Consider the following 26,158-nt stretch of genomic DNA (forward strand, 5'->3'; position numbering starts at 1 on the left):
CTCATTCGATCGGGATGTCGGTGAGTCGATAGATCGTCCCCCACGCCGCCCCGCCGTCGGTCTCCAGCGTCAGGGCGTCGGCATCCGGGACGTCGGGGAACAGGGCGAGGAAGCGCAGCGTCTGCCCGCTCGACGCACCGTCGCGCGCATCGGTCTGGCCGGCCAGGCGCCACTGGATGTCTGATTCCTCCGCGCCGATCGGGTAGTCCAGCGGATACACCGCGCTCGTCCCGACCACGAGCCGGGGTGCGAACGGGTAGAGCCGCGCGTCGGTACCCGCTCCGCGGTAGCTCCACGGCCCGGGGGAGAGGTTGGCGACCGTGCCCAGGCGGTACGCGCCGTCGTCGGTGCGCGTGGCCTCGACCACGACCGCCAGCATCCCGTCCACCCTTCGCGCCGAAGGCACCGCGATCTGGAAGGTACCGGCGGCGCCCATGTCCAGCGCCACGCCGTCGGGGCCGGGGGCGACCGGCCCGTCTTCGAACGGCGGCAGCTGCCCGTCGGCCGCGACCTCGGTCTCGCTCACCTGCGTGGTGGTGAGGGTGAGGGACACGCGTCGGTTCAGCTGCCGGTTCGCGTCGGAGTCGTTGGCGGCCACCGGCTCGCTCTCACCCCGGCCCGAGGGGCGCAGCTCGAAGTCGCCCGTCTCCAGGAGGCTGCCGAGGGCGCCGGCGACCGCCGCGGCGCGCGCCTCCGACAGCGCCTGGTTCGACGCATCGTCGCCGACATCATCGGTGTGACCCACGATGTCGACCACGCCGGCTTCGCGGGTGCCGAGGGTCTCGACGACGCTGCCCAGGATCGTCGCGGCATCCGCGCTGAGCTCGGCCGAACCGAAGGCGAACAGCACATCGCCGCTGAGGCTGATCTGCAGCGTCTCACTCGACTGCGTGACCTGCACCGCCCCGTCCAGCTCGCGCGTGGTGCTCTCCAGCGGCACGATCGGGGCCTGGTCGATGTCGTCCAGGGCCAGGTCGTCCTCGGTCTCCGGTGGCTCGCCGTCGACGACCGGGAACGCATCGAGGTAGGCGCCGGGGAGCACGAGCCCCACCGCGGCATCCGCCTCTTCGGGAGCGGCGAAGACCCGCTGCAGCCGGACCGGCTCGGCCCTCACGCTCAGCGACCGCGTGACCACGCTGCCGATCGGGGCGCCGGCCGCATCGACGGCGGGAAGATGGATGCTGCCCGCGGCCGGGTCGATCAACCGCAGGGCGCCGCCGGCCACCGGTACGCCGGGAACCGTCTCCAGGTCGAACCATGCACTGGGGGAGATGGACTCCTTCCCTTCGGGAAGCTCGACCGCGGTGAGGTCGGCGGTGAGGACGAGGTGGTCATCGATCCGGACGAGGGGATGGAGCGCGACCTCGATCTCTCCGCCGGAACCGGTCACGGTGATCGTTTCGACGACCTCGTCGGTCGCGGCCGGCGCGTCGGTGGGGCCGGGGTCGGGGGCGGGCGCCGCGGTGCATCCGGTGAGCACGAGTGCCAGTGCCAGCGCCGCGCCGAATACCGATCGTTGTGCCGTGCCCATCCTGCTGTCCCCCTGTCATCGCCGCGGCGTCCGTGCCCGCGGTGCTTCCCCCGAGCGTATCGGTGCGGACCGCGCGGTCACGCCGCGATTGACAGAGGCGTGGGCGACCCCGACCCGCCCCCTGGGAGAGGATAGGGACGTGAGCGAGTTCCCCGACGCGTGGTACGTGAGCCTGTCGAGCCGGCTGATCCCCGGCCTCGACGGCGGCTACACGATCGCAGCGCTCCAGCGTGCTCGGCACATGGCCGACGCCGGCGTGGACGGGGGGCAGGGTCCCGTGCTGCTCACTGTCGACCCGGGCACGCGCTCCGATCACGACGCGCATCGTGCGGAGTTCGCGCGGAGAGGGCTGCTGGACGACCCCGCGCGGCTGCGCAACCTGTTCGACGAGGCATCCGGCCCCGCCGGCGGCGCGGCGCAGTGGCTGCGGGCCGCGGCGCATCCGGGCGAGGCCGACCCCGCGCTGGCCTACCGCGTCGTGGCCGGAGCGGACGGGACCGCGGTCCTGGAGCTGCCGGTGGTGGCGGGCGACCCCGACTGGCACATCAGCACGGCGCCGGTCGTGGTGCGGGAGCGCGACGGATCGATCGCGGGCGTGATCGACGGCTTCGGGGCGCTGTACCGCGCATGGCTGACACACGTCGCCGCCGGCCTGCGCGCCGCGGCGGACAAGCCGGTCGTCGTCGTGTGCGAATCACGGCAGCTCGGCGAGCTGCTCGTCGGATGGGACGACCCCGGCGTGCGCCTCGTGCACGGGATCCATACGATCCACCTCGAGCCGCCGTTCGACGCGGATGCTCCGCTGAACCCGCTGTGGTCGCGATGGTTCACGCTCGCAGAGCGCTTCGACGCCGTCCTGTGGCTCACCGCGTCGCAGCGGGACGACGTGCAGGCGCGCTTCGGGCTCTCCGACGTGCACGTGGTCGCCCCGCACGGCGTCGCGGCCGCGGCATCCGTGGTCCCGCCGGCGCAGCGGGAGGTCGGCCGCGTCGTGATGCTCGGGCGCCTCGCGCCCGGAAAGCGCGTGGACAGTGCCATCCGCGCGTTCGCCCGGGTCGTCGCGGCGGTGCCGCACGCGCGCCTGGACGTGTACGGCGAGGGGGCGGAGCGCGAGCGGCTGCAGCGCGTCATCGACGACCTCGGACTGACGGCGCACGTCGTGCTGCGCGGAGTCACGGAGGACCCCGGCCGCGTGCTGGACGAGGCATCCGTGTACCTGCAGACCTCGGCGTTCGAGGGGCAGGGGCTGGCCCTCACCGAAGCGCTCGTGCACGGGTGCCCCGCCGTCGTGTACGACGTGCGGTACGGCCCCCGCGACCTGCTCGCCTCCGGCGGCGGCATCCTCGTGCCCGACGGCGACGAGGACGCCCTGGTCGATGCCCTCGTGCGGATGCTGACGGATGCGGCGCTGCGCGAGCGGCTCGCCGCCGAGGCGGTCGCCTCCTCCCGCGCCGTGGACCCCGCCCACGCGATGGCCGCGCTCGCCGCCGCCGTCACGGACGTGCTCGCCCGCCCCTCGCGCCGCGCCTGAGTCCTGCCCGCCCCACGCCGCCGGTGGCGGATCCGCCCGGGGCGGATGTGGGCGACAGGGGGCGCCCGCGGGGTGAGGCTGTCGGACATGACCAACGATGCGAAGATCCCGCTGTTCGGCGCGGAAGCGCGCCGCGACCTGTACGCCCAACGGGTGCTCGTCCTGGACGGGCCCCTCGACGACGACAACGGCACGCTCCTGGCGACCCAGATGCTCGCCCTCGCCGCCGACGACGCGGCGACCGACATCGCCCTGTGGATCCACTCCCCGGGCGGCTCGGTGCCGTCGATGCTCGCGATCCGCGACGTCATGCGCCTCGTCCCCAACGACGTCGCGACGCTCGCCCTGGGTCTCGCCTGCAGTGCCGGCCAGTTCCTGCTCTCGGCCGGCACGCCGGGCAAGCGTCGCGCGCTCCCGCACGCGCGCATCCTCATGCACCAGGGCTCGGCCGGCATCGGCGGGTCCGCCGTGGAGGTCGAGGTGCAGGCCGACGACCTCCGGCACATGCGCGACACCGTCCTGGGTCTCATCGCCGACGACACCGGCCAGAGCCCCGAGCGCATCTTCGAGGACTCCCTGCACGACCGCTGGTACACCGCATCCGAAGCCGTCGCGTACGGCTTCATCGACGGGGTCGTGTCCGACTTCACGCAGGTCGTCCCCGGGCGCCGTCGCGTCCCCGGGCTCGGGGCGGAGGTGGCGGCATGAGCAGCTACACGATCCCCAACGTGGTGGCGCAGCACCCGCGCGGCGAGCGCATCATGGACGTCTACTCCCACCTCCTCGCCGAACGCGTCGTCTACCTCGGCACCGGCGTGGACGCGGGGGTGGCCAACGCCCTCATCGCCCAGCTGCTGCACCTGGACGCCGACAGCCCCGAGCGCGACATCCAGCTCTACATCAACTGCGAAGGCGGCGACCCGGCGGCGATGCTCGCGGTGTACGACACGATGCAGCACGTCCGGCCCGATGTCGCCACCACGTGCGTGGGGCAGGCGGTCGGGGTGGGCGCGGTGCTGCTGGCCACCGGTGCGGCCGGCAAGCGGGCCGTGCTCCCGCACGCCCGCGTCGTGCTGCACCAGCCGGCCGGGCAGGGCCGCGGGGCCATCCCCGACCTCATCCTCCAGGCCGACGAGCTCGTGCGCGTGCGCGGCGACGTCGAGCAGATCCTCTCGCGGCACACCGGCAAGGATCCCGCGCGCCTCCGCGCCGACACCGACCGCGATCGCATCCTCACGGCGGCGGATGCGGTCGCCTACGGCCTCGCCGACATCGTGCTGTCGCGTTAGGCCGCGGCGCGCGGCGGCTGGGCCGCGGCGCGCACGGCGGCCGCCGCCTCGGCGGGCGAGCCACGGAACGGCGCACCGTGGCCGGGGATCACCCACGACGCGTTCAGCGCGGCGAGCCGGTCGAGGGAGGCGAGGGCCGTCGCCGGGTCATCCGTGAACGGCGCCGGTTGCGGGCCGGTGCGTCCGGTGAGCACACTGCGGGTCGTGAGCGCATCGCCGACGAAGACCGCATCCGCGATGTCGGAGTGCACGGCGATGCTGCCGAGGGAGTGTCCGGGCAGCGCGACGATGCGGGGCGCCCCGGGAAGATCCAGCACGTCGCCGTCGCCGACCTCGACCACCTCGCGCACGTACCGGGTCCGCATCCCGCCCTTGCGCAGGCTGTAGGCGAAGAAGCCCAGGGTCGGCCCGAGGCGGAGCGGGCCGAGGGTGAGCTTCGGCTTGTCGCCGCCCCGCGCGCGCTCGGCATCGGCGGCGTGCACGTACACCGGGACGCCGGAGTCGCGCCGCAGCCGCTCGGCGAAGCCGAGGTGGTCGCTGTCGCCGTGGGTGAGGACCACCCCGCGCACGTCGGCGACGGTGCGCCCGAGTGCGCGCAGCTCGTGCTGGAGGTCGCGCCGGTGCCCGGGCAGGCCGGCGTCGATGACGGTGACGCCGTCGGGGGTGTCGATCAGATGCACGGCGACGATGTCGTTGCCGATGCGGGAGAGGTGGGGCGCGAGTCGCATGATCCGTCCGATCCGGGGTTTGATGGCTATGCGGTGTAGCCATGATAGCTTATATCCATAGCCATGAGGAGGGGCCGATGCCGACACCGGAACGCACATCGCTCGAGGAGATCGTCGCCGCCGCCCGCGAACTGCTGGAGACGGGCGGCCCTACGCGCGTGACGATGCAGGCCGTGGCGGCGCGCGTGGGCGTGCGCGCACCCTCCCTGTACAAGCGCGTGCGGGATCGTGACGCGCTGCTGACGCTGGTGGCGAGCGCCTCGGCCGACGACCTCAGCCGGCGGCTCACCGCATCCGACAGGTCCCTGCACGCCCTGGCGCTGGCGTACCGGGCGTTCGCGACGGAGCATCCGGAGGGGTTCCGCCTCTTCCTCACGCCGATGGCCGCCGGCCCGGCGGTCGACGCGGTGGGCGAGGCGGTCGTGCGGGCGGCGGCCGGTGCCGTGGGCGAGCAGCACGCACTGGAGGCGGCGCGGCTCGTCACGGCATGGGCGACCGGATTCCTGACGATGGAGCTGGCCGGCGCATTCCGCATGGGCGGAGACCTCGACGCCGCATTCGCGTATGGCCTCGACCGGATCCTCGCCGGCCTGGGGACGGTGCCGGATCAGGCCCAGGGGTCGTAGTCGGCCAGCAGCGCGCCCTGCTCGGGCCGCTCTGCCTCGGGCACGTGCTGCAGGTTGACGCGCACGCGGTACCACAGCGAGCTCGAGCCGCGCATGCCGTCGACGAGCACATCGGCCGGATGCAGCATCCCCGCGACCTCCGGATGCTCCGCCTTCCACCGCTCCAGCAGCTCGAGCGCCTCGGGCTTGGTCTTCGTGCGGGCGATCTCGATGAGCGGCATCGTCGAGGCACGGCGGCCCGAGCCATCCGTTCCGCGCGGCGGCTTCTCCGCCGGCCCGAGCTCGTCGGCCAGGCGCAGGAGTCCATCGAGCGTGCCGGGGGCGTCGTCGATGCCGCGATGGGGGTCGCCGATGTCGGCGAAGCGCTCGAGCACCGTGGCCACGGTGAACTCCTCCGGGCGCCGGGTGCGGACCTCGTCCCACGCGAGCGGCGTCGACACCCGTGCATCCGGGAGTGGACGGATGGAGTACGCCGATGCGACCGTGCGGTCCTTGGCGTTCTGGTTGAAGTCGACGAACACGCTCTCGCCTCGCTCCTCCTTCCACCATCGCGCGGTGGCCAGGCCCGGAGCGCGGTTCTCGACTTCGCGCGCAAGGGTCTCGGCCGCCAGGCGCACCTGGCGGAAGTCCCAGTGCGGCGCGATCCGGACGAGGATGTGGAGGCCGCGCGATCCGCTGGTCTTCGGCCACCCCGTCAGGCCGTACTCCTCGAGCACGTCGCGCGCGATGAAGGCGACGTCGACGATCTGCGACCAGTCCACGCCCGGCATGGGGTCGAGGTCCACGCGCAGTTCGTCGGGATGATCGAGGTCCTCGGCGCGCACGGGGTGCGGGTTCAGATCGAGGCACCCGAGGTTCGCGACCCACGCCAGGCCCGCCGCATCCCGCACCACCGTCTCCTCAGCCTCGGTGCCGCGGGCGTAGTGCAGCGTCGCGGTGCCGATGAAGCCGGGGTGGTTCTCGGGCACGCGCTTCTGGAAGAACGCCTCCTGGTCGATGCCCTTCACGAAGCGCTTGAGCACCATGGGCCGCCCGCCCGCGCCGCGCAGGGCGCCGTCGGCGACGGCGAGGTAGTAGCGGACGATGTCGAGCTTCGTCAGTCCCGGCCCCGGGAACACGACGCGGTCGGGGCTCGTGATGCGCACCTCGTGGCCATCCACCTCGAGGGTCTCGGCGGGCGTCTTCGACGGACTCATGCCGCGAGGTTAGCCGCGCGGCGGATGCTCCGGCCAGGGGTTGCACCCGCCCGGGCCGCGGCGCGGAAGGTCAGGCGACGAGGACGAAGGCGCCCGGCGCGCCGACGGAGACGGATGCGGTGGCCCGCAGCTCGCCGGCGATCGTCGCGGTCAGTTCCACGAGCGTCAGGTCCAGGGCGCCGGCGATCGCGGCGATCATCTCGCTGGAGGGCTCCTTGAGTCCCCGCTCGACCTCGGAGAGGTACTGCGGGGAGACGCCGGCGCGGGCGGCGGTGTCGGCCAGACGCTCTCCGCGCGCGTGGCGGATGCGGCGGAGGAGGTCGCCGAGGGCCTCGCGCCACAGTGGCTCGGGGTCTCGCGGGGTGCGGGGGAGAGGGAGCAGCTCGGCCATGCCGTCAGGCTAGAGCGGGCTCCGTCGGCGTCGCCATCCATTCCGCCCACAGCAGAAGCACCCGTGCGGAAACGACGTAGGGGGCCGCCCGGATGGGCGACCCCCTACGGGAAGAGGTGGATCAGTCGTTGCCGCGCAGGATCGCGAGGATGCGGAGGATCTCGACGTACAGCCACACGACGGTGACCATGATGCCGAAGGCCCCGACCCACGCGTACTTGCGGGGAGCGCCGGCACGCACGCCGCGCTGGATCTGGTCGAAGTCGAGCACCAGCGAGTAGGCGGCCATGACGACCACGAGCAGGCCGATGATGACGCCCAGCGGGATGCCCATGACCTCGATCGAGCGGAGGCCGAAGGCGCCGCCGGCGATCGGGACGTTGAAGAGCATCAGACCCACGTTGATGAGGCTGAACACGAGGTAGCCGACCATCGCGATGAGGAAGATCTTCGTCGCCTTGGCCGACGCGCGGATCTTGCCGCTGGCGAACAGGGCGAGCGTCACACCCACGACCGAGAGGGTCGCAAGGGTCGCCTGGAAGACGATGCCCGGGTAGATGAACTCGAAGAAGGCCGAGATGCCACCGACGAACAGACCCTCGAACGCCGCGTACGCGACGATGAGCGGCACCGACGGCTGCTTCTTGAAGATGTTGACCATCGCGAGCACGAAACCGCCGAGCGCGCCGATCAGCCACGGGGCGATCGAGGGGTTCGGGTTGGTGGGCGTGACGCCGGCCATCGTCCACAGCCAGCCGACGACGGCGGTGACCACGAGCACGCCGAACAGGGCGAGGGTCTTGTGGACGGTGTCCTCCACCGTCATGCGACCGGTCTCGCGCGCGCCGGCGGGCGGCGAGGCGTACATGCCGTCCAGCTGCGCGGCTTCGGCGGCCGGCGGCGGCGCGTACTGCGTCGCGGCAGGGCCGCCGGGGTACGTCGAAGCGCCGCGGGAGTCCTGGAACGCCGGGTTGTTGAAGGCCGGGTTGTTGAGGGCCACTTGCTCTCACACTCCAAAGAATCTTCGGGATCACAGCACTGTGCTGTGGATCAACGATAGCCGACGGCGTGTCGGCTCCGGCAGTGGTGCGCTGAGGGTTCGCTATGAGCGCGACATGAGGTCCCTCAGGCGGCCCCGCGCGTAGCCTGGAGGCGTGACCCGGTCCTCCCCGCTCGTGATCGGTCACCGCGGTGCGCCGGGATATCGCCCCGAGCACAGCCGCTCCTCGTACGACCTCGCGCTGGCGATGGGGGCGGATGCGGTCGAGCCCGACATCGTCGTCTCCCGCGACGGCGTGCTGGTGGTGCGGCACGAGAACGAGATCGGCTCGACGACGGATGTGGCGCAGCATCCGGAGTTCGCCTCGCGCCGTACGACCAAGACGATCGACGGCGAGCGCCTGACGGGGTGGTTCACCGAGGACTTCACATGGGAGGAGCTGGCGACGCTCCGCTGCCGCGAGCGCCTGCCGAAGATCCGGCCGGCCAGCGCGTCCTTCGACGGGACGCAGCCGGTCCTTCGCCTGCGCGACGTGCTCGATCTCGTGCGCGCGGCCTCCCTCGAGCAGGGCCGGGAGATCGGCGTCGTGCTGGAGATCAAGCACGCGACCTACTTCGAGACGCTCGGTTTCGACGTCGTGGGCCTCATCGCGGCGGAACTGGATGCGGCGGGCTGGTCGCGCGGCGAACTGCCGATCGTGTTCGAGGCCTTCGAATCCACCGTGCTCACGCGGCTCCGGGAGCGTGGCCTGCCCGGAACCTACGTATACCTCCTGGAGGCGGCCGGAAGCCCGTACGACCTCATCGCGCAGCACGGCACGGCAGCGCCCACCTACGCGGCTCAGGCGGCGCCGGCGGGCCTCGACGAACTGATCGGGCGCGTGGACGGGATCAGCGTGGACAAGAGCATGATCCTCGCCCCTCGCCGGCGCCCCCATGCGCCCGGCGGCGGCGTCGTCGGCGACGCGAAGGACCGCGGTCTGCTGGTGTACACGTGGACGTGCCGGCCCGAGAACGCGTTCCTCCTCCCGCAGTTCCGGCGGCGCGGCGGTGCGGCCGCGTTCGGGGACTACGAGGCGGAGTGGGCGCTCATCCGCGACTCCGGCGTCGACGGCGCGTTCGTTGACCACCCCGACCTCGGGCGGCGATTCTTCGACACGTGAGCGCGGTGCGCGCGTCGTCGGCCGCGCGTGCCCCCTATGCTGTGCCCATGTCAGCGTCCGGGGGGATCGCCGTCGACAACGTCCGGCGGTCGTTCGGCCGCGTCGAGGCGGTGCGCGATGTCACGCTCCGTGCGGAGCCGGGCCGCGTCACGGGGCTGGTCGGACCCAACGGCTCGGGCAAGACCACGCTGCTGCTCCTGCTCGCCTCCCTCCTGGCCCCCGACGCCGGCAGCATCCGCCTCGACGGCGTGGACCCGGTGACCGAACCGGCGCGGGCCCGCGCACTCCTGGGGTGGATGCCCGACACGCTCGGCGCGTGGCCGACCCTGACCGTCCGGGAGACGCTCGTGGTCACCGGCCGCCTGTACGACCTGCCGAGCACGGCCGCCCAGGAGCGGGCCGAGGTGCTGCTGGGCGACGTCGGCCTCGAGCACCTCGCCGATTCGCCGGCCCGGGTGCTCTCGCGCGGACAGAAGCAGCGCCTCGCCCTCGCGCGCGCCCTCGTCCACGACCCGCGCATCCTGCTGCTGGACGAACCCGCATCGGGCCTGGATCCGCAGGCGCGCATCGAACTGCGCCTGCTCCTGCGCCGCCTGGCCGCGGACGGCCGGACGATCCTGCTCTCCAGCCACGTGCTGTCGGAGCTGGAGGAAGTCGTCGATGATGCGGTGTTCCTCGTCGAGGGCCGGACGGTGGCCGCGGACCGGGTGGCGCAGGCCGCCGGGCGCGGCCGGGCATGGCGCATCCGGCTCCTTCCGCCGGCGGATGCTGCGCCGGAGTCCCCGCCCGATGCCGACGACCGCGCGCGCGTGGCGGCGGCGCTCGGGCGCGCGCCCGAAGACCTCTCGGTCGACCGGCGCGACGTGCTGGCCCCGTTCGCCTCCGACACCGAGGCGGCTCGGGCACTGCAGGCCCTCATCGGCGCGGGGTTGGACGTCACCGAGTTCGCGCCGGCCACCGGCGACCTGGAGCATACGTTCCTCGACCTGCGGGGAGGCGCCGAATGAACCTGTCGCGGCTGGGCGCCCTCATCCGCCTCGAGCTGACGCAGCGCCTCCGCTCGGTCGCGTGGTACGTGCTCCTGGGCGTGTTCGCGCTCATCCTGCTGATCGTGACGGGCCTGGCCGTCGCGGCCGCCGCGCTGACGGCCGGCAGCGGCGGATGGCTCTTCTCGCTGCAGATCTTCCTCGTGCTGCTGCTGGTCCTGCTGGTCTCGCCCACCCTCAGCGGCAACAGCGTCAACGGGGACCGGGATGCCGCGACGCTCGCGCCGATGCAGGTGACCCTCGCCACGACGGGGGAGATCGTGCTGGGGAAGTTCCTGGCGGCGTGGATCGCTGGGCTGGCGTTCCTCGCCGTGGCCCTGCCGTTCCTCGTCGTCGCCACCCTCGCCGGCGATATGGAGCCGGCGACCATCGGTACGTCCCTGGCGATCCTCGTCCTGGAAGTGGGTGTCGTGGCGGGCATCGGCGTGGGGCTGAGCGCGGTCATCGCCCGCCCGCTGTTCTCGGTCGCCACCACCTACCTCGTGGTCGCGGCCCTCACGGTGGGCACGCTCATCGCGTTCGGCCTGGGCGCGGTCACCTCCTCCGTGGAGGTGACCGTGACGGAGCGCTACTACGCCGACGCCGGCCCGCCGTGCGGGCCGGGAGAGGACCCGCAGGAGTACGGCTGCGTGGAGGAGCCGCTCAGCGGATGCTCCTCATGGCAGTCCTACACGCGCGAAGTGCCGCGCACCGACCACGTGTGGTGGATCCTCGCGGCGAACCCCTTCGTCGTGCTGGCGGATGCGACGCCGACCAACCTGTCACCGGACGGGTACCCGCAGGACCTGTTCGGCCAGATCTCCTGGGCCGTGCGCTCGGCCCAGATCGCCCCGGAGACCGACGTGCGCACCGATTACTGCGATACGGCGATGTGGCAGCAGGGCGGGCCGCTGCCCAGCGAGCAGATGGCGGGCACGGCGCCGAGCTGGTTCGTGGGGCTCGCCGTCCAGCTCGCGATCACCGCGGGTCTCCTCGCGTGGGGCTGGCAGCGGACGCGAACGCCGGCGCGCACGCTGCCACCGGGCACGCGCATCGCCTGAGGGCGGCGGCGTCAGCTCCGCCCGGCCTCCGCGCGCGACCACAGCCGCGACGAACGGCTCGTGACGGCGCGGGTGGCGGCATCCAGGGCGTCCTGGATGCGCGGGAAGCGCGACGGCAGCCCCTTGCCCTGCAGCCACAGCACGTCGATGTGGTCGAGGCCGCGTTCGCGCACGCACGCGACGAGCCGGCGTGCGTCGTTCTCGGGGTAGTGGGTGTCGTGGATGAGCCAGTCCTCGGCGCCGATCGGGACCAGCACGACTCGACCCTCCGAAGCGCCGTGGGCCGGGGCGCTGCAGTTGTCTGCGATCGTCATCGAACAGTCCTTTCTGGGTGTGATGTCACCGTACGATCGGCCTCCGACACTCCTGAGGGGCTTGACAGCGCGGGAGAAGTCGGACTCCGTCACCGCGGCGACAGGTCCGGCATCGCACGGGTGCCGAACTCGTGGCGCAGGGCGCTGAGGGCCGCTCGCCAGCCCGCGAGCCCGTGCACGCCGGGCCCGGGACTGGTCGACGCCGAGCACAGGTACACCCCGCGGGCGGGCGTGCGCCACGGATCGGGGGAGAGGGTCGGGCGCCGCAGCAGCTGCCACATGGTGGGCGCCCCCGCGGCGATGTCACCGCCGGGATAGTTGGGGTTGGCCGCCGCCACCTCCACCGCGGTGCGCGAATGGCTGGCGAGGATGGTGTCGCGGAAGCCGGGTGCGAAGCGCTCGATCTGACCGATCACCGCCTCCTCGCGGTCGGCGTCGCTCCCGGCCGGCACGTGCGTGTAGGTCCACAGCGTGTGGGCGCCGGCGGGTGCCCGCGTCTCATCGAACACCGACGGCTGGGAGACGAGCACGTACGGCCGGTCGCTCAGCCGCCCGCGACTGACGAGGTTCTCCGCTGTCGCCATCTCGGCGCGGGTGCCCCCGACGTGCACGGTCCCGGCGGTGCGGACGGCCGGGTCGGCCCACGGCACGGGCTCCGACAGCGCGAAGTCCACCTTCGCGACGGCTCCGCCGAAGCGGAACGACGCCAGCGCAGCGCGATAGCGCCCCGGCAGCCTGTCGCCCCCGATGCGGAGCAGTGCGTCGGGGGTGACGTCCAGGATCACGGCGCGTGCCGGCGGGAGCTCGGCGAGCGAGCGCACCTCGTGGCCGGTCACGATCTCGCCGCCGAAGGCACGCAGGTCCGCTGCGAGCGCATCGACGATCGCCTGGCTGCCGCCCACCGGGATCGGCCACCCGAGGGCGTGCCCGTAGGTGGCCAGCACCATCCCCGCCGCTGCGGCGGCCAGGCTGGGCTGCGACAGGATCGTGTGCGCGGCGACGCCGGTGATGAGCGCGGGCGCGGCGTCCTCGGCGAAGCGCGCGTTCCACGCGGGCGTGCCCTGCTCGAGCGCGCGGAGGCCGAGGACGATGGCAGCCAGCGGATGCCGCGGCACGCGCAGCAGCGCCCCGCCGGTGAAGTCCGCGACCTCGCTCGCGCGTTCGGCGAGCGGGCGCATGAGGCGCACATAGGCGTCGCCGTCGCGGCCGAGGGTCTGCGCGGTGCGTTCGAGGTCGCGGTAGGCCACCGCCGCCGTGCCGCCGTCCAGCGGCTGCGCGTACGAGGCGTCGGGCACGACGAAGTCCACGCGGCGGGTCAGCCCGAACTCGCGGAAGAAGCGCGACTCGAAGGCCAGCGGATGCACCGCCGAGCAGATGTCGTGGACGAACCCCGGCAGGGTCAACTCCGCCGACGCGGAGCCCCCACCGATGTGATCGGCCCGCTCGTAGACGCGCACCGACAGCCCCGCGCGGGCGAGCGTCACGGCGGCGGCGAGCCCGTTGGGGCCGGAGCCGACGACGACCGCGTCGAGGGCGGTCATCGCGCGTCGGAGTCCTCGCGCGTGGACGAGTCCTCCTCGTGGGCGGTGGTGTCCGCGGTCCGCTCCGCCATCCCCTCGGCCAGGTAGGCCAGCCGGTGCAGCGTCTCGTGATTGCGCAGCTGCAGAGGCACGTCGAGGATCGGTGCGGGGATGAGCGCGCCCGGACCGGCCACCGCCTCCTCCTGGATGCGCACGAGCGCGCCGTCGGGGTGCGGCTTCACGTGGATCGTCACGCGGGCTTCGCCGATCGGCCATCCGCGGGCCTTGAGCACGAACCGGCGCGGCGGGTCGTAGTCGAGCACCTCGGTGGCGTCGTCCAGCAGCATCGGCCACGTGCCGAAGGAGTGATGCAGGCGGCTGCCCTTGTGCGGCCAGTCTTCGCCGACCTCACGCATGCGCGAGGCTCCCACGACCCATGCGGGGAAGAGCCAGCCGTCTTCGAGCACCCGGAAGACGTCCTCCGGGCTGCAGCGCAGTACTCGTGTGTTCCGAGACATCCGTCCCCCTTCTCCGTGTCGTCACGCTATCCGGACCCGCCGAACCGGCGGAGAGGGTTGCGCTGGGCGGGAGAGGGTGTCAGCCGCCCTCGGGAACGGGAGAGGACAGGGATGCGTCGGACAGGTCGAGCACGAGTCCCGCGGCCGTGGCCGCCTCGTTCGCGAAGCGCTGCAGAAGCGCGCTGTCGAGCATCTCGGGCTCGGGTGAGGCGAACACGAACCGCAGCTCGATGGCGGGGTGGAGCCAGATCGTGGAGCGCCCCTGCTCGGGGTGGCGCCACGACACGGTGAAGCTCTCCCCCCGGCGCAACTTCGTCGCGATGACGACCTTGACGTGCGCGAGCAGGCGGTCGGACATGTCGATGGGCTCGAATGAGCCGCCGTAGTACAGATGGCCCATTGCGAGCTCCTTCGGTTGTTCCCCACCCATCAGTGTATAGATATCTAGAATATTTAGATAGCATTTCGTAATAGTGGGCCTACCTCGGTAGTCTTCCCGCATGGCTTCGGACAGCGACCACGACGATGGAGCGGGTGATGCCGGCGTCGGCGAGCCGTCGGCCCTGGGTCGGGCCCTGCTTCGCTATGTCGAGGCGCGCCAGGCGTCGCTGACCCAGGCACGTCAGGAGCTGGGCGTCAACGAGCTCGACGCGCGGGCGCTGCTGTTCATCGCCAGCCACCCCCGGGCCAGGCCCACCTCGTTGCGGCAGTACCTCGGGATCACCTCCGCCGGCGTCACGGCTCTCGTCGACCGCCTCGAGCAGCGCGGGGCGGTGCGTCGTGAGGTGGACCCCCATGACCGTCGCGTCAACCGGCTCACCGTGACCGTCGACCTGTCCGCCGAGCCCTGGTCCTCGCTCACGCGGTTCGACGCCGCGTTCGAGCGGGCGCTCGCCGCGTCGGGCGCAGGTGAGGCCGAGCGGCTGGCCACCCTCCTCGAGGCGCTCATCGACGAGGCCACCGGCTGACCAGCAGAGCATCCTCTTCATCCGAGTCGTCCGGGTCAACCCCCTTCGGTGATCGTGGCCGACGCGATGAGGTGGAGTGGTGGCGCCGCATCGGCGGTGCCGCGAACGGAGGAGAGCGACATGAGCGATTCCCTGCCCGACAAGCCCAGCCAGGCCGAAGGCGACGTCGGCGACGACGAGATCACGGAGAAGTCCGGCGAGCTCGACGCGCATGACGACGGCGACGACACCGCTGCCGACGATCGTCCCTGACGTACCGCGCCCGACCGTTCCGGCGGGCAGGAGGAGGAGCCTGTGAAGGCGATGGTGTACCGCGGCCCGTACAAAGTGCGGGTCGAAGAGAAGCCCGATCCGCGGATCGAGCACCCCAATGACGCCATCGTGCGCGTGGAACTGGCGGCGATCTGCGGATCGGATCTGCACCTGTACCACGGCATGATCCCCGACACCCGGATCGGCCACACCTTCGGACACGAGTTCATCGGACGCGTCGAGGCGGTCGGCTCGTCGGTGCAGACGCTCCAGCCCGGCGACCGCGTCATGGTGCCGTTCAACATCTTCTGCGGCACGTGCTTCTTCTGCGCGCGAGGGCTCTACTCCAACTGTCACAACGTCAACGCCAACGCCACCGCCCTCGGCGGTATCTACGGGTACTCCCACACCGCCGGCGGTTTCGACGGAGGTCAGGCCGAACTGGTGCGCGTGCCCTTCGCCGACGTCGGGCCGACCATCATCCCGGAGTGGATGAGCGATGACGACGCGCTCATGCTCACCGACGCCTTCACGACGGGGTACTTCGGTGCGCAGCTGGGCGACATCGCCGAGGGCGACACCGTCGTGGTGTTCGGCGCCGGTCCCGTGGGGCTCGCGGCAGCGCGGTCGTCGTGGCTCATGGGTGCGGGGCGCGTCATCGTGATCGACCACCTCGACTACCGCCTGGCGAAGGCGCGCGAGTTCGCGTTCGCCGAGACCCACAACTTCGCCCGCCATGACGACGTCGTGGTGCTGCTGAAGAAGCTCACCGGCCACCTGGGGGCCGATGTCGCGATCGACGCGGTCGGCGCGGAGGCCGACGGCCACCTCACGCAGCACATCACCTCGGCCAAGCTGAAGCTCCAGGGCGGGTCGCCCGTCGCCCTGAACTGGGCGATCGACTCCGTGCGCAAGGGCGGCAACATCTCCGTGATGGGCGCCTATGGGCCGCTGTTCAGTGCGGTGAAGTTCGGCGACGCTCTGAACAAGGGGCTGACCCTGAGGATGAACCAGGCACCGGTGAAGCGACAGTGGCCGCGTCTGTTCGAGCACATCCAGGCCGGGCGGATCACGCCCGGCGACATGATCACCCACCGCATCCCCCTCGACGCGATCGCCGAGGGATACCACATGTTCTCGTCCAAGCTCGATGACTGCATCAAGCCGGTCATCGTGCCGGGCGCGTGAGAACCGCGACGGAGGATTCATGCCCTACACACCTGACAAACCCATCACCCCTCCCAGCGCCGACGAACTGCGTGCGCGCATCCCGGGATGGGGCGCCGACCTCGACCCCGCCGACCGGCCGTCTTTTCCCAAGGAGTGTTTCGATCCCGGCGCTACCGGCGCCCACTGGACCGAGCCCGAGCGGCAGGGGGATGACCCCCGGCGGGAACGGTCGATCGAGCACGCGCACCTGACCGCGGTGTACGGAACGGCGCAGCCCCTGCACGGCGTCTCCGGCGCGATCCGACGGTACGCCTACGCGCGCTACAGCGAGGGCCGCGCCGCGCACTGGCTGCTCCTCGTCCTCGGCGACCGCGTGGAGGCCTTCGGCGCGCACGTTCGGTCGCTGTTCACGCTGCGTCCGGACAACCCGATCACCGAGACCGGCATCCTCGCCGAGCCGCGCCTGCGCCCCATCGCGTCGCGACGCGGACGCGTCGACCTGCGGCACGCGTGGATCGACCCGATCCTCGTGGCCGGTCCGTGGGTGCTGGGCGGCTGGATCGTGGTGCGCATGCTGCGGCGCGTCTTCGTCCGTCGCTGACGCCCCGCGCCGCCGCGCTGCAGGCGGTGTCTCGGCGGCTGAGGTGCGCGATCGGGCGTGGTCTCGAGCACGGGTGCGGACGTGCGAAAATCACATCGGACATCGCCTTACGGGGTCTGGCGAGCCGTTGAGAAAGGCCACACGACATGCCCTACCGCACACAGGCAGTGCTGCAGGACTGGTTGGACGAGTTCCGCGCCGAGGGACACGAGATCCACGCTCACGTGGCGTTGCAGGACGGCAGCGACGGCCGGGACACGGGGCTCGTCATCGTCCGGCTCGTCAACGCCACCACGGAGATGTTCATGCAGCCGATCGCTCCGGGCGACTACCACTGGGAGATCACGCTGCAGGCGCGTCCGCACGACAGCGTCATCGCCCCCGACCAGCTCGACGAGCTCAGCGCTGAGTTGCAGCGCGCGGCCGACCTGTGCCGGTTCCTGCAGGAGAAGTCGGCGCAGCACGACCGCGAGGCCGAGAGCGAGCGGCGTCCGTCAGGCAGCAGCTGACATCCGTTCCACCTCGGCGATCACGCGCGGGTGCGCGAGGATGCGGAAGTGGCCGCCGGTCTCCAGCTGCACGTTGCGCCCGCCCGGCAGCTTGCTCCCCTCCGGGATGTGCGGGTCGAACGCCCCGTAGACCGACGTGATCCGCGCATTCACCTCGAGCTGCTGCGCGAGCGCGACGATCGTGCGATCGCGGGGGGAGAAGCTGCGCAGCGTGGGCGAGAGCATCATGCGCGCATAGCGCGATCCACCGAAGGGGGTCGCCACCGCGACCATCCCGCGCACGCGGGAGCCGGCCTCGCCGATCATGACCTGTTTGCCGACGAGGCCGCCCTTGCTGTGGGCGACGAGCACCACGTCGGTCAGATCGTGATCGTCGAGGTACCGGGTCACGTGCACGGCCATCTCGGTGACGGGCCGGCGATTGCGCTGCAGCAGGTCGACGATGTGGATCGGGTGCCCGCGCTCGTGCAGAGCGGAGGCGAGGGGCTGCAGGAATTTCCACGTCTCGTAGACGCCGGGCAGGAGCACCAGTGCCACCTCGGATCCGGAGCGGAACGTCGCGGGATCGGTGCGATTGAGGAAGGCGCGCGCCTGCCACGTCGCGGCGTACGCATAGTCGGCGACCCACCATGCCGCGTCGCGGGCGGCGCGCCCGATCACCGGCTGAGACCCGCCACGGCGCCCGCGTAGGTCGTGATCGCGTCGGCGACGGCGCGGGGACGGGAGAACTGCGCGACGTGGCGGCTGCCGGGGATGACGGCCAAGTCGCCCTCGCCGGCCCGGTCGCGCAGCATCCGGCACCACCGCATCCCGGCGATCGGATCGCGCTCTCCGCGGAGCACGAGCAGCGGCACGCGCAGATCGGCCACGCGCTCCTCGATCGGGTAGGCGATCATGTGGCGCACCTGAGTCAGGTACCACGGGATGCCGCACCGCACGTAGTCGGTGAACACGATCGCGTTGGCCAGGGGCGGCTCGCCCAGGCAGTCCAGCCCGAGCGCGAGCGACTGCGCCGCCACCGAGCGGTGCTCGGAGTCGGAGACCGGCCCGATGACCACGGCGTGCGAGACCAGGTCGGGCCGCTGCGCCGCCAGCTCGACGACCCACTGGGCGCCCATCGAGTGACCGACGAGCACGCACGGGCCCACCCCCAGCCCGGCGACGACGCCGGCCAGCGCGGCGGCCATGGTCGGGATGTCGACGTCGGTGCCCGGTTTGGGCAGGCCCCCGAACCCGGGCAGATCGACGCTGAACACCGCGTGGCCTTCGCCGAGCACGTCCTGCAGTCGCGAGAAGTAGCGGTGCGACATCCCGATGCCGTGCACGAGCACCACGGGCGGGCGGTTCGTCGCCTGCGCGGGGTTCGCGTGGACGCGGAAGGCGAGGCGGCCCTGATCCGCGCGCCAGGTCGTGCGCTCGGAGGTCATCGGGTGCGGCGGAAGGTGTCGGGCATGGGGTCACGCTAGCCGTCGCACCTGGATGAGTCCGCACACTGGACGGGTGGACGTCGTGCCGCTATGGCGGCTGCCGCCGATCGGCCGCTACTTGGCGACGAGGGTGGTCTCGAAGCTGTACATGTCGGGCCGGTAGCAGTGGTGTCCGAACTCCACGGCGCGCCCGGAGGCGTCGTACGCGACACGCTCCATCGTCAGCACAGGCCCGCCCTTGTCGATGTCGAGGAGCTCGCCCTCGTCGCCCTGGGCGCGCCGGGCGCCGATGCGCTGGTTGGCGACGCGGATGGTCACGCCGCGGGCGCGCATGATCTGGTAGAGGCCCTTGGCCTCGAGCTGTTCGGTCGTGATGTCGGCGAAATCGGGCGGCAGATAGTTCACCAGGACCGCCACGGGCACCCCGTCGGTGGAGCGCTGACGGCGGAGATACACGACGTCGGAGCCGGCGGGCACGCTCAGGGCGGCGGCGGTGGCCGCGTCGGCGGGGCGGATCTCGTGCTCGAGCACGCGCGTCCCGGGCGCATGGTGCGAGCTCTGCAGGTCTTCGTACAGGCTCGTCAGCTCCACCTGGCGGGTGACCTGGCCCTGCACGACCTGCGTCCCGATGCCGCGGCGGCGCACGAGCAGGCCCTTGTCGACCAGTTCCTCCATCGCGCGCCGGATGGTCGGACGGGACAGGCCCAGCCGCTGGGCGATCGCGATCTCGTTCTCCAGGCGCGCACCGGGGGCGATGTCGCCCGAGCGGATGGCGCGCTCGATCGCCGAGGAGACCTGGAAGTAGAGGGGCACAGGGCCCGTGCGGTCCAGGGTCGCCAGCAGCTCGTCCAACTGCACCACGTCGTCGGCCATACAGAACCCCCATGCTCCGTCTATTGACGCGACAATCGTACATGGGCGCGTCCATGTCCTCCCCGGCGGCGATGTGGGTTGCGATGGCGCTCCCTTGTGCTATTGTCAGGACAAACATTCCGACGATGCGGATCCGGTTGCCGGCCCGCGGAGAGTTGTACAGCGGAGTATGACCGAAACCCCTGCCCCCTTCGATGTGCTCGCCTTCGGCCGGCTCGGCGTCGACGTGTACCCGCTGCAGTCCGGCGTGGGCCTCGAGGACGTCGAGACCTTCGGCAAGTACCTCGGCGGCAGTGCCGCCAACGTCTCCGTCGCCTCGGCGCGGTACGGCCACCGCACCGCGCTCGTCTCGGGCGTCGGCGATGATCCGTTCGGCCGCTATCTGCTGCGCGAGCTCGACCGCCTGGGCGTGGACAACCGGTACGTACGGGTCGACCCCACGCTGCAGACGCCGGTGACCTTCTGCGAGATCTTCCCGCCCGACGATTTCCCGCTCTACTTCTACCGCGAGCCCAAGGCGCCCGACCTCACCCTCGAGGCGGCCGAGCTGGACCTCGACGCCGTGCGGATGGCGAAGATCCTGTGGTTCACCGCCACCGGTCTCACGCAGGAGCCCAGCCGAGCGGCGCACGTGGCCGCGCTGCAGGCGCGCACCGAGGGACGCACGATCTTCGACCTCGACTACCGCCCCATGTTCTGGGCCGATCCGCCCGACGCACGCGCACACGTGTCGCACGCGCTCGAATTCGCCACGGTCGCCGTCGGCAACCGCGAGGAGTGCGAGATCGCCGTGGGCGAGACCGAGCCCTCGCGCGCGGCCGACGCCCTTCTGGACCGAGGTGTCGAGCTCGCGATCGTCAAGCAGGGCCCTCGGGGCGTGCTCGCCAAGACCCGGAGCGAGACGGTCGAGGTGCCCCCGTACCCCGTCGACGTCGTCAACGGCCTCGGCGCCGGCGACGCGTTCGGCGGAGCCCTGTGCCACGGACTGCTCGAAGGGTGGGACCTGGAGCGCGTGCTGCGTTTCGCCAACGTCGCCGGTGCCATCGTGGCATCCCGGCTGGAGTGCTCCACCGCCATGCCCACGCACGACGAGGTCGTCGCGCTGATCGAGGGGGGAGAGCGCTGATGGGTCCGCGGTTCCTGGCACCCGAGGCGTTCGAGCGCCTCCGTGACGTGCGCGCGTCGTCACCGCGGACGATCCGCGACACGCTCGCGAGCCGCCGCCGTCGCGAGCTGCTGCGCGGAGACGGGCGCCTGTTCATCGTGGCCGCCGATCACCCCGCCCGCGGCGCGCTCGCCGTCGGGCAGAACCCCGTCGCGATGGCCGACCGCTACGAGCTGCTCGACCGGCTCGCGATCGCCCTCAGCCGCCCCGGCGTGGACGGGGTGCTGGGCACCCCCGACATCATCGACGACCTCGCCGCCCTCGGCCTCCTCGACGACAAGATCATCGTCGGCTCGATGAACCGCGGAGGCCTGCGCGGGGCGTCGTTCGAGATGGACGACCGGATGACCGCGTACGACGTGCCGCGCATGGTCGAGGCCGGCATCGACGTCGCCAAGACCCTCATCCGCGTCAACCTCGACGACGCCGGCACCGCCGCCACCCTCGCCGCGATGGCCGACGCCGTCACGCAGGCCGCCGCGGCGGAGCTGCCCATCATGCTCGAGCCGTTCCTGAGCCGGTGGGTGGACGGGCGAATCGTGAACGACCTGTCGCCCGAGGCCGTCATCCTCTCCATCGCGATCGCGTCGGGCCTGGGCGCATCCAGCGCGTACACGTGGATGAAGCTGCCGGTCGTCGACGACATGGAGCGCGTCATGGCCGCCACGACCATGCCCACCCTCCTCCTCGGCGGCGACTCCGGCGTCGACCCCGACGAGACCTTCGCCGCGTGGGAGGACGCGCTGAGCCTCCCCGGCGTCCGCGGCCTCACCGTCGGCCGCACGCTCCTCTATCCGCCCGACGGGAACGTCGCCGCCGCCGTCGACATCGCCGCCGGCCTCGTCCACCCCAGCCTCTGACACCGAAGGAAGAGCCCCATGAGCACGACACAGACCGCCCCCGCGAACGACGTGGAGTCCGCCGTCCGCGTTCTCTCGCACTGGATCGACGGCGCCGAGCGCCCCTCGACCTCCGGTCGCACGGCTCCCGTCTACAACCCCGCCACCGGCGCCGTGCAGGCCGAGGTGGCGCTGGCCGACCAGACCGAGATCGATGCGGCGCTGGCGTCGGCGCAGCGCGGATACGAGCTGTGGAGCGGGTATTCGATCGCGAAGCGGCAGGCGGTGATGTTCGCGTTCCGTGAGCTGCTGAACGCCCGCAAGGGTGAGCTGGCGCAGATCATCACGGCCGAGCACGGCAAGGTCGTCTCGGATGCGATGGGCGAGATCCTGCGCGGCCAGGAGGTCGTGGAGCTGGCGACCGGGTTCCCGCACCTGATCAAGGGCGCCTTCAGCGAGAACGCCTCGACCGGGATCGACGTGTACTCCCTGAAGCAGCCGCTGGGCGTCGTGGGCATCATCAGCCCGTTCAACTTCCCCGCGATGGTGCCGATGTGGTTCTTCCCCGTCGCGATCGCCGCCGGGAACGCCGTCGTGCTCAAGCCCAGCGAGAAGGACCCGTCGGCCGCCCTCTGGCTGGCGAAGCTGTGGCAGGAGGCCGGCCTCCCCGACGGCGTGTTCACGGTGCTGCAGGGCGACAAGCTCGCCGTGGACGGACTGCTGGAGTCTCTGGTGGTGCAGTCGATCTCGTTCGTGGGGTCGACCCCGATCGCGCAGTACATCTACGAGACCGCCTCCCGGCACGGCAAGCGCGTGCAGGCCCTGGGCGGCGCGAAGAACCACATGCTCGTCCTCCCCGACGCCGACCTCGACCTCGTCGCCGACCAGGCCGTCAACGCGGGCTACGGGGCGGCAGGGGAGCGGTGCATGGCGATCAGCGTCGTGCTGGCGGTCGAGCCGATCGCCGATGATCTGATCGCGAAGATCAGCGAGCGGATCGGCACGCTGCGCATCGGCAACGGTGCGGGCGTGGACGGGGTCGAGCCGGACATGGGGCCGCTCATCACCGACGTGCACCGCGACAAGGTGGCCTCCTACGTCGACATCGCGGAGGCCGACGGCGCGAAGATCGTCGTGGACGGCCGGGGCCTGAGCGTGGCAGGTCACGAGGACGGGTTCTTCTTCGGCCCGACCCTGATCGACGACATCCCGACCTCCTCCCGTGCGTACACCGAGGAGATCTTCGGGCCGGTGCTCTCGGTCGTGCGCGTGCAGTCCTACGACGAGGGCGTGGCCCTGATCAACTCCGGTCAATTCGGCAACGGCACCGCGATCTTCACCAACGACGGGGGAGCGGCCCGCCGATTCCAGAACGAGGTCCAGGTCGGGATGATCGGCATCAACGTGCCCATCCCGGTCCCGGTCGCGTATCACTCGTTCGGCGGATGGAAGCAGTCGCTGTTCGGCGACGCGAAGGCGTACGGCGTGCACGGGTTCGACTTCTTCACGCGGGAGAAGGCGGTCACCGCCCGCTGGATCGACCCCGCCACCCGCCACGACACCGACCACGGCGGCATCAACCTCGGCTTCCCCCAGAACGACTGACCCCCACGGAGAGCACGACATGACCCCGACGGACCAGCGCTGGTTCCACCGCCGCGGCTCCCTCGCGCAGGGCGACTGGGAATCGGTCGTCGACGCGGCGACCCCCGGGTGGCAGCACACCGGCATCCGCGTCGCCGACCTCGCAGAGGGCGACGCCGTCGCGCTGGCCGAGCGCGGCGTCGAGCGCATCATCGTCCCCCTCTCGGGCGAGTTCCGCGTGACGCACCACCACCACCCCGGCGAGGAGGAGACCCGGCTGCACGGACGCCCGTCGGTGTTCGCCGGCCCCACCGACGTGCTGTACCTGCCGACGGGCACGACCGCCGAGATCACCGGCACCGGCCGTGTCGCGGTGGCCGAGGCGCCGACCTCGGAGACGCGCCCCTGGCAGTACATCCCCGCCGCGTCCACGCCGGTCGAACTGCGCGGGGCGGGCGCGTCCAGCCGCCAGGTGCACAACTTCGGCACGCCCCCGGCCCTCGACGCCGCACGCCTGATCGTGTGCGAGGTTCTCACCCCGGCGGAGAACTGGTCGTCCTACCCGCCCCACAAGCACGACGAGCACGTTCCCGGCTCCGAGTCGCGCCTGGAGGAGATCTACTACTTCGAGGCGGCGCCGGTGGCGGATGCGGCGGCTCCCCGTGACGCGGCGTTCGGGATGTTCAGCACCTACTCCTCCCCGGCGGGGGAGATCGACATCAACGCGATGGTGCGCACGGGCGACATCGCGCTCGTGCCCTTCGGGTATCACGGCCCCGCCGTGGCCGCCCCGGGGTACGACCTGTACTACCTCAACGTGATGGCCGGGCCCGATCCGGAGCGGGAGTGGCTGATCAGCGACGACCCGGCGCACGCGTGGGTGCGCGACACCTGGAACGGGCAGAGGATGGACCCCCGGCTGCCCCTCGGACACGACACGGAAGGCCAGCACTGATGGCGGCGACGAAGCGGATGACGGTCAGCCAGGCGCTCGTGGAGTTCCTGGGTCACCAATGGACCGTCGACGGCGACATCCGGGAACGCACCATCCCCGGCATGATCGGGATCTTCGGCCACGGCAACGTGGCCGGCATCGGCCAGGCGCTCAAACAGGCCAACGTCGACGAGCCCGACCTGATGCCGTACTACCAGGCCCGCAACGAGCAGGCCATGGTGCACCAGGCCGTCGGCTACGCGCGCATGCACCGGCGTCGCGCGACGCTCGCCTCGGCGGCATCCGTGGGCCCCGGTGCCGCCAACATGCTCACCGCCGCGGCGCTGGCCACGACCAACCGCCTCCCCGCACTCCTGCTGCCCAGCGACACGTTCGCCACGCGCGTGGCCGACCCCGTGCTGCAGCAGCTCGAGCAGCCGTGGGACATCGGCCTGACCGTCAACGACGCCTTCCGGCCGCTGTCGCGGTTCTTCGACCGCGTGCAGCGGCCCGAGCAGCTCTACTCCATCGCGCTGGCCGCTCTGCGGGTCCTCACCGACCCGGTGGAGACCGGCGCCGTCACGATCGCCCTCCCCGAAGACGTCCAGGCCGAGGCGATCGATGTGCCGGTGGAGTTCCTGCAGGATCGGGAATGGCACATCCGCCGCCCGCTCCCCGAGCGCGCACCGCTGGCCCGTGCCGCGGCCGCGATCCGCGCTGCCCGCGCACCCATCATCGTCGCCGGCGGGGGCGTGCTCTACTCCGGCGCCGAGGAGCAGCTCCGCGCGCTCGTCGAGGCCACCGGCATCCCGGTCGGCACCTCGCAGGCCGGCGGAGGCTCCCTCGCGTGGGACCACCCGCAGAACCTCGGCGGCGTGGGCGCGACGGGCACGCTCGCCGCCAACCGCCTCGCCGCGGGCGCCGACGTCGTGATCGGCATCGGCACGCGCTACAGCGACTTCACGACGGCCTCGCGCACGGCGTTCCAGAACCCCGACGTCGTCTTCGTCAACATCAACGTCGCCAGCTTCGACGCGTACAAGCACGGCACACAGCTGCCCGTCATCGCCGACGCGCGCGAGGCGCTGACAGCCCTCGCCGCGGCCCTCGGGGGCTACGCCGTCCCCGCCGAGCACGCCGAGCGCGTCGCCCGGGAGAAGGCCGGATGGGACGCGCTCGTGGACGAGGCGTTCGCCCCGACCGGTCGCCCGCTGCCGGGTCAGCCCGAGATCATCGGCGCCGTGCAGTCCGCCAGCGCCCCGGAGGACGTCGTCGTGCAGGCGGCCGGCTCGCTCCCCGGCGACCTGCACAAGCTGTGGCGCGTGCGCGATCCGCTCGGTTACCACGTGGAGTACGCGTTCTCGTGCATGGGCTACGAGATCGCCGGCGGTCTCGGTGCCAAGCGCGGGCTGCTGGCCGACGGCGATGACCGGGACGTCATCGTGATGGTCGGCGACGGCTCGTACCTCATGCTCAACACCGAGCTGGTCACCGCCGTCGCCGAGGGGATCAAGCTCATCGTCGTCCTCATCCAGAACCACGGCTACGCCTCCATCGGGCACCTCTCCGAGACGGTCGGCTCCGAGCGGTTCGGCACGCTGTACCGCGAGTACGACCCGGCGGCCAAGAACTTCCAGGGCGAGGACATCCTCCCCGTTGACCTCGCGATGAACGCCCGCAGCTACGGCATGGACGTTCTCGAGATCGAGCCCGGCGCCTCGGCTCTCGACGACCTCAAGGCCGCGATGGCGACGGCGAAGGCCTCCGAGCGCGCGACCCTCATCCACATCAACAGCGACCCGCTCGTCTACGCCCCCGAGGGCGAGGGCTGGTGGGACGTGCCCGTGGCCGAAGTGTCCACGCTCGAATCCACCCGGCACGCGCGCGAGGAATACGTCGCGCAGCAGGCCGCCCAGAAGCCCCTCCTCGGCTGATCACCCCGAC

The 26,158-nt window shown here is 71.8% G+C and carries 29 protein-coding genes; 17 read left to right on the top strand and 12 right to left on the bottom strand.

The genetic code is table 11. The annotated features are described in order from the left end of the window. Position 1: 1 nt before the first annotated feature. Positions 2–1,531 carry an OmpA family protein gene (locus E4K62_RS03530; protein ID WP_135063594.1) on the bottom strand — a complete coding sequence of 510 codons (1,530 nt, stop codon included), beginning with the start codon at positions 1,529–1,531 and terminating at the stop codon, positions 2–4. Positions 1,532–1,670: 139 nt separating this feature from the next. Here E4K62_RS03530 and E4K62_RS03535 point away from each other — a divergent pair, with 139 nt between their 5' ends. The 3 genes from E4K62_RS03535 (at position 1,671) to E4K62_RS03545 (ending at position 4,351) form a co-directional block, all read left to right on the top strand. After that, positions 1,671–3,062: a glycosyltransferase gene (locus E4K62_RS03535; RefSeq protein WP_135063596.1), complete on the top strand. Its 1,392-nt coding sequence runs from the start codon at positions 1,671–1,673 to the stop codon at positions 3,060–3,062. Positions 3,063–3,149: 87 nt separating this feature from the next. Continuing rightward, positions 3,150–3,770 (top strand): ClpP family protease, encoded by a 621-nt coding sequence (locus E4K62_RS03540; protein WP_135063597.1) that lies wholly within the window; start codon positions 3,150–3,152, stop codon positions 3,768–3,770. Next, positions 3,767–4,351, top strand: coding sequence for a ClpP family protease (locus tag E4K62_RS03545; RefSeq protein ID WP_135063599.1), 585 nt, complete (start codon positions 3,767–3,769; stop codon positions 4,349–4,351). The genes E4K62_RS03540 and E4K62_RS03545 overlap by 4 nt, the downstream gene beginning before the upstream one ends. On the opposite strand, the gene E4K62_RS03550 is transcribed toward E4K62_RS03545, so the two are convergent. Continuing rightward, on the bottom strand, positions 4,348–5,079 hold the full coding sequence (locus E4K62_RS03550; protein ID WP_135063601.1) for an MBL fold metallo-hydrolase: 732 nt from the start codon (positions 5,077–5,079) through the stop codon (positions 4,348–4,350). The genes E4K62_RS03545 and E4K62_RS03550 overlap by 4 nt on opposite strands. A 77-nt stretch (positions 5,080–5,156) precedes the next feature. On the opposite strand from E4K62_RS03550, the gene E4K62_RS03555 reads away from it, so the two are divergent. After that, the gene (locus tag E4K62_RS03555; protein ID WP_135063603.1) at positions 5,157–5,705 is read left to right on the top strand and encodes a TetR/AcrR family transcriptional regulator; all 549 of its coding nucleotides are present in this window, start codon (positions 5,157–5,159) and stop codon (positions 5,703–5,705) included. Here the strand turns inward: E4K62_RS03555 and E4K62_RS03560 are convergent. From E4K62_RS03560 to E4K62_RS03570, 3 genes are all read right to left on the bottom strand, one after another. After that, positions 5,687–6,901 (bottom strand): DNA polymerase domain-containing protein, encoded by a 1,215-nt coding sequence (locus E4K62_RS03560; RefSeq protein WP_135063605.1) that lies wholly within the window; start codon positions 6,899–6,901, stop codon positions 5,687–5,689. The genes E4K62_RS03555 and E4K62_RS03560 overlap by 19 nt on opposite strands. A gap of 70 nt (positions 6,902–6,971) precedes the next feature. Next, positions 6,972–7,292 (bottom strand): helix-turn-helix domain-containing protein, encoded by a 321-nt coding sequence (locus tag E4K62_RS03565; RefSeq protein WP_135063607.1) that lies wholly within the window; start codon positions 7,290–7,292, stop codon positions 6,972–6,974. 121 nt (positions 7,293–7,413) lie between these two features. Continuing rightward, positions 7,414–8,292: a Bax inhibitor-1/YccA family protein gene (locus E4K62_RS03570; protein WP_135063609.1), complete on the bottom strand. Its 879-nt coding sequence runs from the start codon at positions 8,290–8,292 to the stop codon at positions 7,414–7,416. Between the two features lie 154 nt (positions 8,293–8,446). Here E4K62_RS03570 and E4K62_RS03575 point away from each other — a divergent pair, with 154 nt between their 5' ends. From E4K62_RS03575 to E4K62_RS03585, 3 genes are read left to right on the top strand one after another with little or no spacing between them, the layout of a single operon-like run. Beyond that, positions 8,447–9,454 carry a glycerophosphodiester phosphodiesterase family protein gene (locus tag E4K62_RS03575; protein WP_135063611.1) on the top strand — a complete coding sequence of 336 codons (1,008 nt, stop codon included), beginning with the start codon at positions 8,447–8,449 and terminating at the stop codon, positions 9,452–9,454. A 47-nt stretch (positions 9,455–9,501) separates the two neighbouring features. Beyond that, positions 9,502–10,461, top strand: coding sequence for an ABC transporter ATP-binding protein (locus tag E4K62_RS03580; RefSeq protein ID WP_135063613.1), 960 nt, complete (start codon positions 9,502–9,504; stop codon positions 10,459–10,461). Continuing rightward, positions 10,458–11,540 (top strand): ABC transporter permease, encoded by a 1,083-nt coding sequence (locus tag E4K62_RS03585; RefSeq protein ID WP_135063615.1) that lies wholly within the window; start codon positions 10,458–10,460, stop codon positions 11,538–11,540. Before E4K62_RS03580 ends, E4K62_RS03585 begins: the two co-directional genes overlap by 4 nt. Positions 11,541–11,551: 11 nt before the next feature. Here E4K62_RS03585 and E4K62_RS03590 read toward each other — a convergent pair whose 3' ends face one another. The 4 genes from E4K62_RS03590 to E4K62_RS03605 form a co-directional block, all read right to left on the bottom strand. After that, positions 11,552–11,854: a hypothetical protein gene (locus E4K62_RS03590; RefSeq protein ID WP_135063617.1), complete on the bottom strand. Its 303-nt coding sequence runs from the start codon at positions 11,852–11,854 to the stop codon at positions 11,552–11,554. A gap of 89 nt (positions 11,855–11,943) precedes the next feature. Further along, positions 11,944–13,395: a phytoene desaturase family protein gene (locus E4K62_RS03595; protein ID WP_135063619.1), complete on the bottom strand. Its 1,452-nt coding sequence runs from the start codon at positions 13,393–13,395 to the stop codon at positions 11,944–11,946. Continuing rightward, on the bottom strand, positions 13,392–13,892 hold the full coding sequence (locus E4K62_RS03600; RefSeq protein ID WP_135063621.1) for an SRPBCC family protein: 501 nt from the start codon (positions 13,890–13,892) through the stop codon (positions 13,392–13,394). Before E4K62_RS03600 ends, E4K62_RS03595 begins: the two co-directional genes overlap by 4 nt. 79 nt (positions 13,893–13,971) lie before the next feature. Next, complete coding sequence (locus E4K62_RS03605) at positions 13,972–14,292, bottom strand: DUF7882 family protein (protein ID WP_135063623.1); 321 nt, start codon at positions 14,290–14,292, stop codon at positions 13,972–13,974. 100 nt (positions 14,293–14,392) lie between these two features. On the opposite strand from E4K62_RS03605, the gene E4K62_RS03610 reads away from it, so the two are divergent. From E4K62_RS03610 to E4K62_RS03625, 5 genes are all read left to right on the top strand, one after another. Beyond that, positions 14,393–14,860 carry a MarR family winged helix-turn-helix transcriptional regulator gene (locus E4K62_RS03610; RefSeq protein WP_135063625.1) on the top strand — a complete coding sequence of 156 codons (468 nt, stop codon included), beginning with the start codon at positions 14,393–14,395 and terminating at the stop codon, positions 14,858–14,860. 120 nt (positions 14,861–14,980) lie between these two features. Continuing rightward, positions 14,981–15,112 (top strand): hypothetical protein, encoded by a 132-nt coding sequence (locus E4K62_RS18970; RefSeq protein WP_261799192.1) that lies wholly within the window; start codon positions 14,981–14,983, stop codon positions 15,110–15,112. 42 nt (positions 15,113–15,154) lie between these two features. After that, positions 15,155–16,300 (top strand): zinc-dependent alcohol dehydrogenase, encoded by a 1,146-nt coding sequence (locus E4K62_RS03615; protein ID WP_135063627.1) that lies wholly within the window; start codon positions 15,155–15,157, stop codon positions 16,298–16,300. Between the two features lie 19 nt (positions 16,301–16,319). Then, positions 16,320–16,883: a hypothetical protein gene (locus E4K62_RS03620; RefSeq protein WP_135063629.1), complete on the top strand. Its 564-nt coding sequence runs from the start codon at positions 16,320–16,322 to the stop codon at positions 16,881–16,883. 146 nt (positions 16,884–17,029) lie between these two features. Continuing rightward, positions 17,030–17,392, top strand: a complete 363-nt coding sequence (locus E4K62_RS03625; RefSeq protein ID WP_135063631.1) for a hypothetical protein — start codon at positions 17,030–17,032, stop codon at positions 17,390–17,392. On the opposite strand, the gene E4K62_RS03630 is transcribed toward E4K62_RS03625, so the two are convergent. The 3 genes from E4K62_RS03630 to E4K62_RS03640 form a co-directional block, all read right to left on the bottom strand. Continuing rightward, the gene (locus E4K62_RS03630) at positions 17,378–18,049 is read right to left on the bottom strand and encodes an esterase/lipase family protein (protein ID WP_135070860.1); all 672 of its coding nucleotides are present in this window, start codon (positions 18,047–18,049) and stop codon (positions 17,378–17,380) included. The genes E4K62_RS03625 and E4K62_RS03630 overlap by 15 nt on opposite strands. Further along, a complete protein-coding gene (locus E4K62_RS03635; RefSeq protein ID WP_135063633.1) occupies positions 18,049–18,819 on the bottom strand; it encodes an alpha/beta fold hydrolase in 771 nt (256 codons plus the stop codon). The genes E4K62_RS03630 and E4K62_RS03635 overlap by 1 nt, the downstream gene beginning before the upstream one ends. A 114-nt stretch (positions 18,820–18,933) precedes the next feature. Further along, a complete protein-coding gene (locus E4K62_RS03640; protein WP_135063635.1) occupies positions 18,934–19,692 on the bottom strand; it encodes a GntR family transcriptional regulator in 759 nt (252 codons plus the stop codon). A gap of 169 nt (positions 19,693–19,861) precedes the next feature. On the opposite strand from E4K62_RS03640, the gene iolC reads away from it, so the two are divergent. The 5 genes from iolC to iolD are packed head-to-tail and all read left to right on the top strand — an operon-like array spanning position 19,862 to position 26,148. Then, positions 19,862–20,818, top strand: a complete 957-nt coding sequence (iolC, locus tag E4K62_RS03645) for a 5-dehydro-2-deoxygluconokinase (RefSeq protein ID WP_135063637.1) — start codon at positions 19,862–19,864, stop codon at positions 20,816–20,818. Then, positions 20,818–21,717 carry a class I fructose-bisphosphate aldolase gene (locus E4K62_RS03650; protein ID WP_135063639.1) on the top strand — a complete coding sequence of 300 codons (900 nt, stop codon included), beginning with the start codon at positions 20,818–20,820 and terminating at the stop codon, positions 21,715–21,717. The genes iolC and E4K62_RS03650 overlap by 1 nt, the downstream gene beginning before the upstream one ends. Positions 21,718–21,735: 18 nt before the next feature. Continuing rightward, complete coding sequence (locus E4K62_RS03655; RefSeq protein WP_135063641.1) at positions 21,736–23,301, top strand: CoA-acylating methylmalonate-semialdehyde dehydrogenase; 1,566 nt, start codon at positions 21,736–21,738, stop codon at positions 23,299–23,301. A 19-nt stretch (positions 23,302–23,320) separates the two neighbouring features. After that, on the top strand, positions 23,321–24,235 hold the full coding sequence (iolB, locus tag E4K62_RS03660; RefSeq protein ID WP_135063642.1) for a 5-deoxy-glucuronate isomerase: 915 nt from the start codon (positions 23,321–23,323) through the stop codon (positions 24,233–24,235). Continuing rightward, the gene (gene iolD, locus E4K62_RS03665) at positions 24,235–26,148 is read left to right on the top strand and encodes a 3D-(3,5/4)-trihydroxycyclohexane-1,2-dione acylhydrolase (decyclizing) (protein WP_135063643.1); all 1,914 of its coding nucleotides are present in this window, start codon (positions 24,235–24,237) and stop codon (positions 26,146–26,148) included. Before iolB ends, iolD begins: the two co-directional genes overlap by 1 nt. Positions 26,149–26,158 lie beyond the last annotated feature (10 nt).

The organism is Microbacterium wangchenii (assembly GCF_004564355.1).
GTDB lineage: Bacteria > Actinomycetota > Actinomycetes > Actinomycetales > Microbacteriaceae > Microbacterium > Microbacterium wangchenii.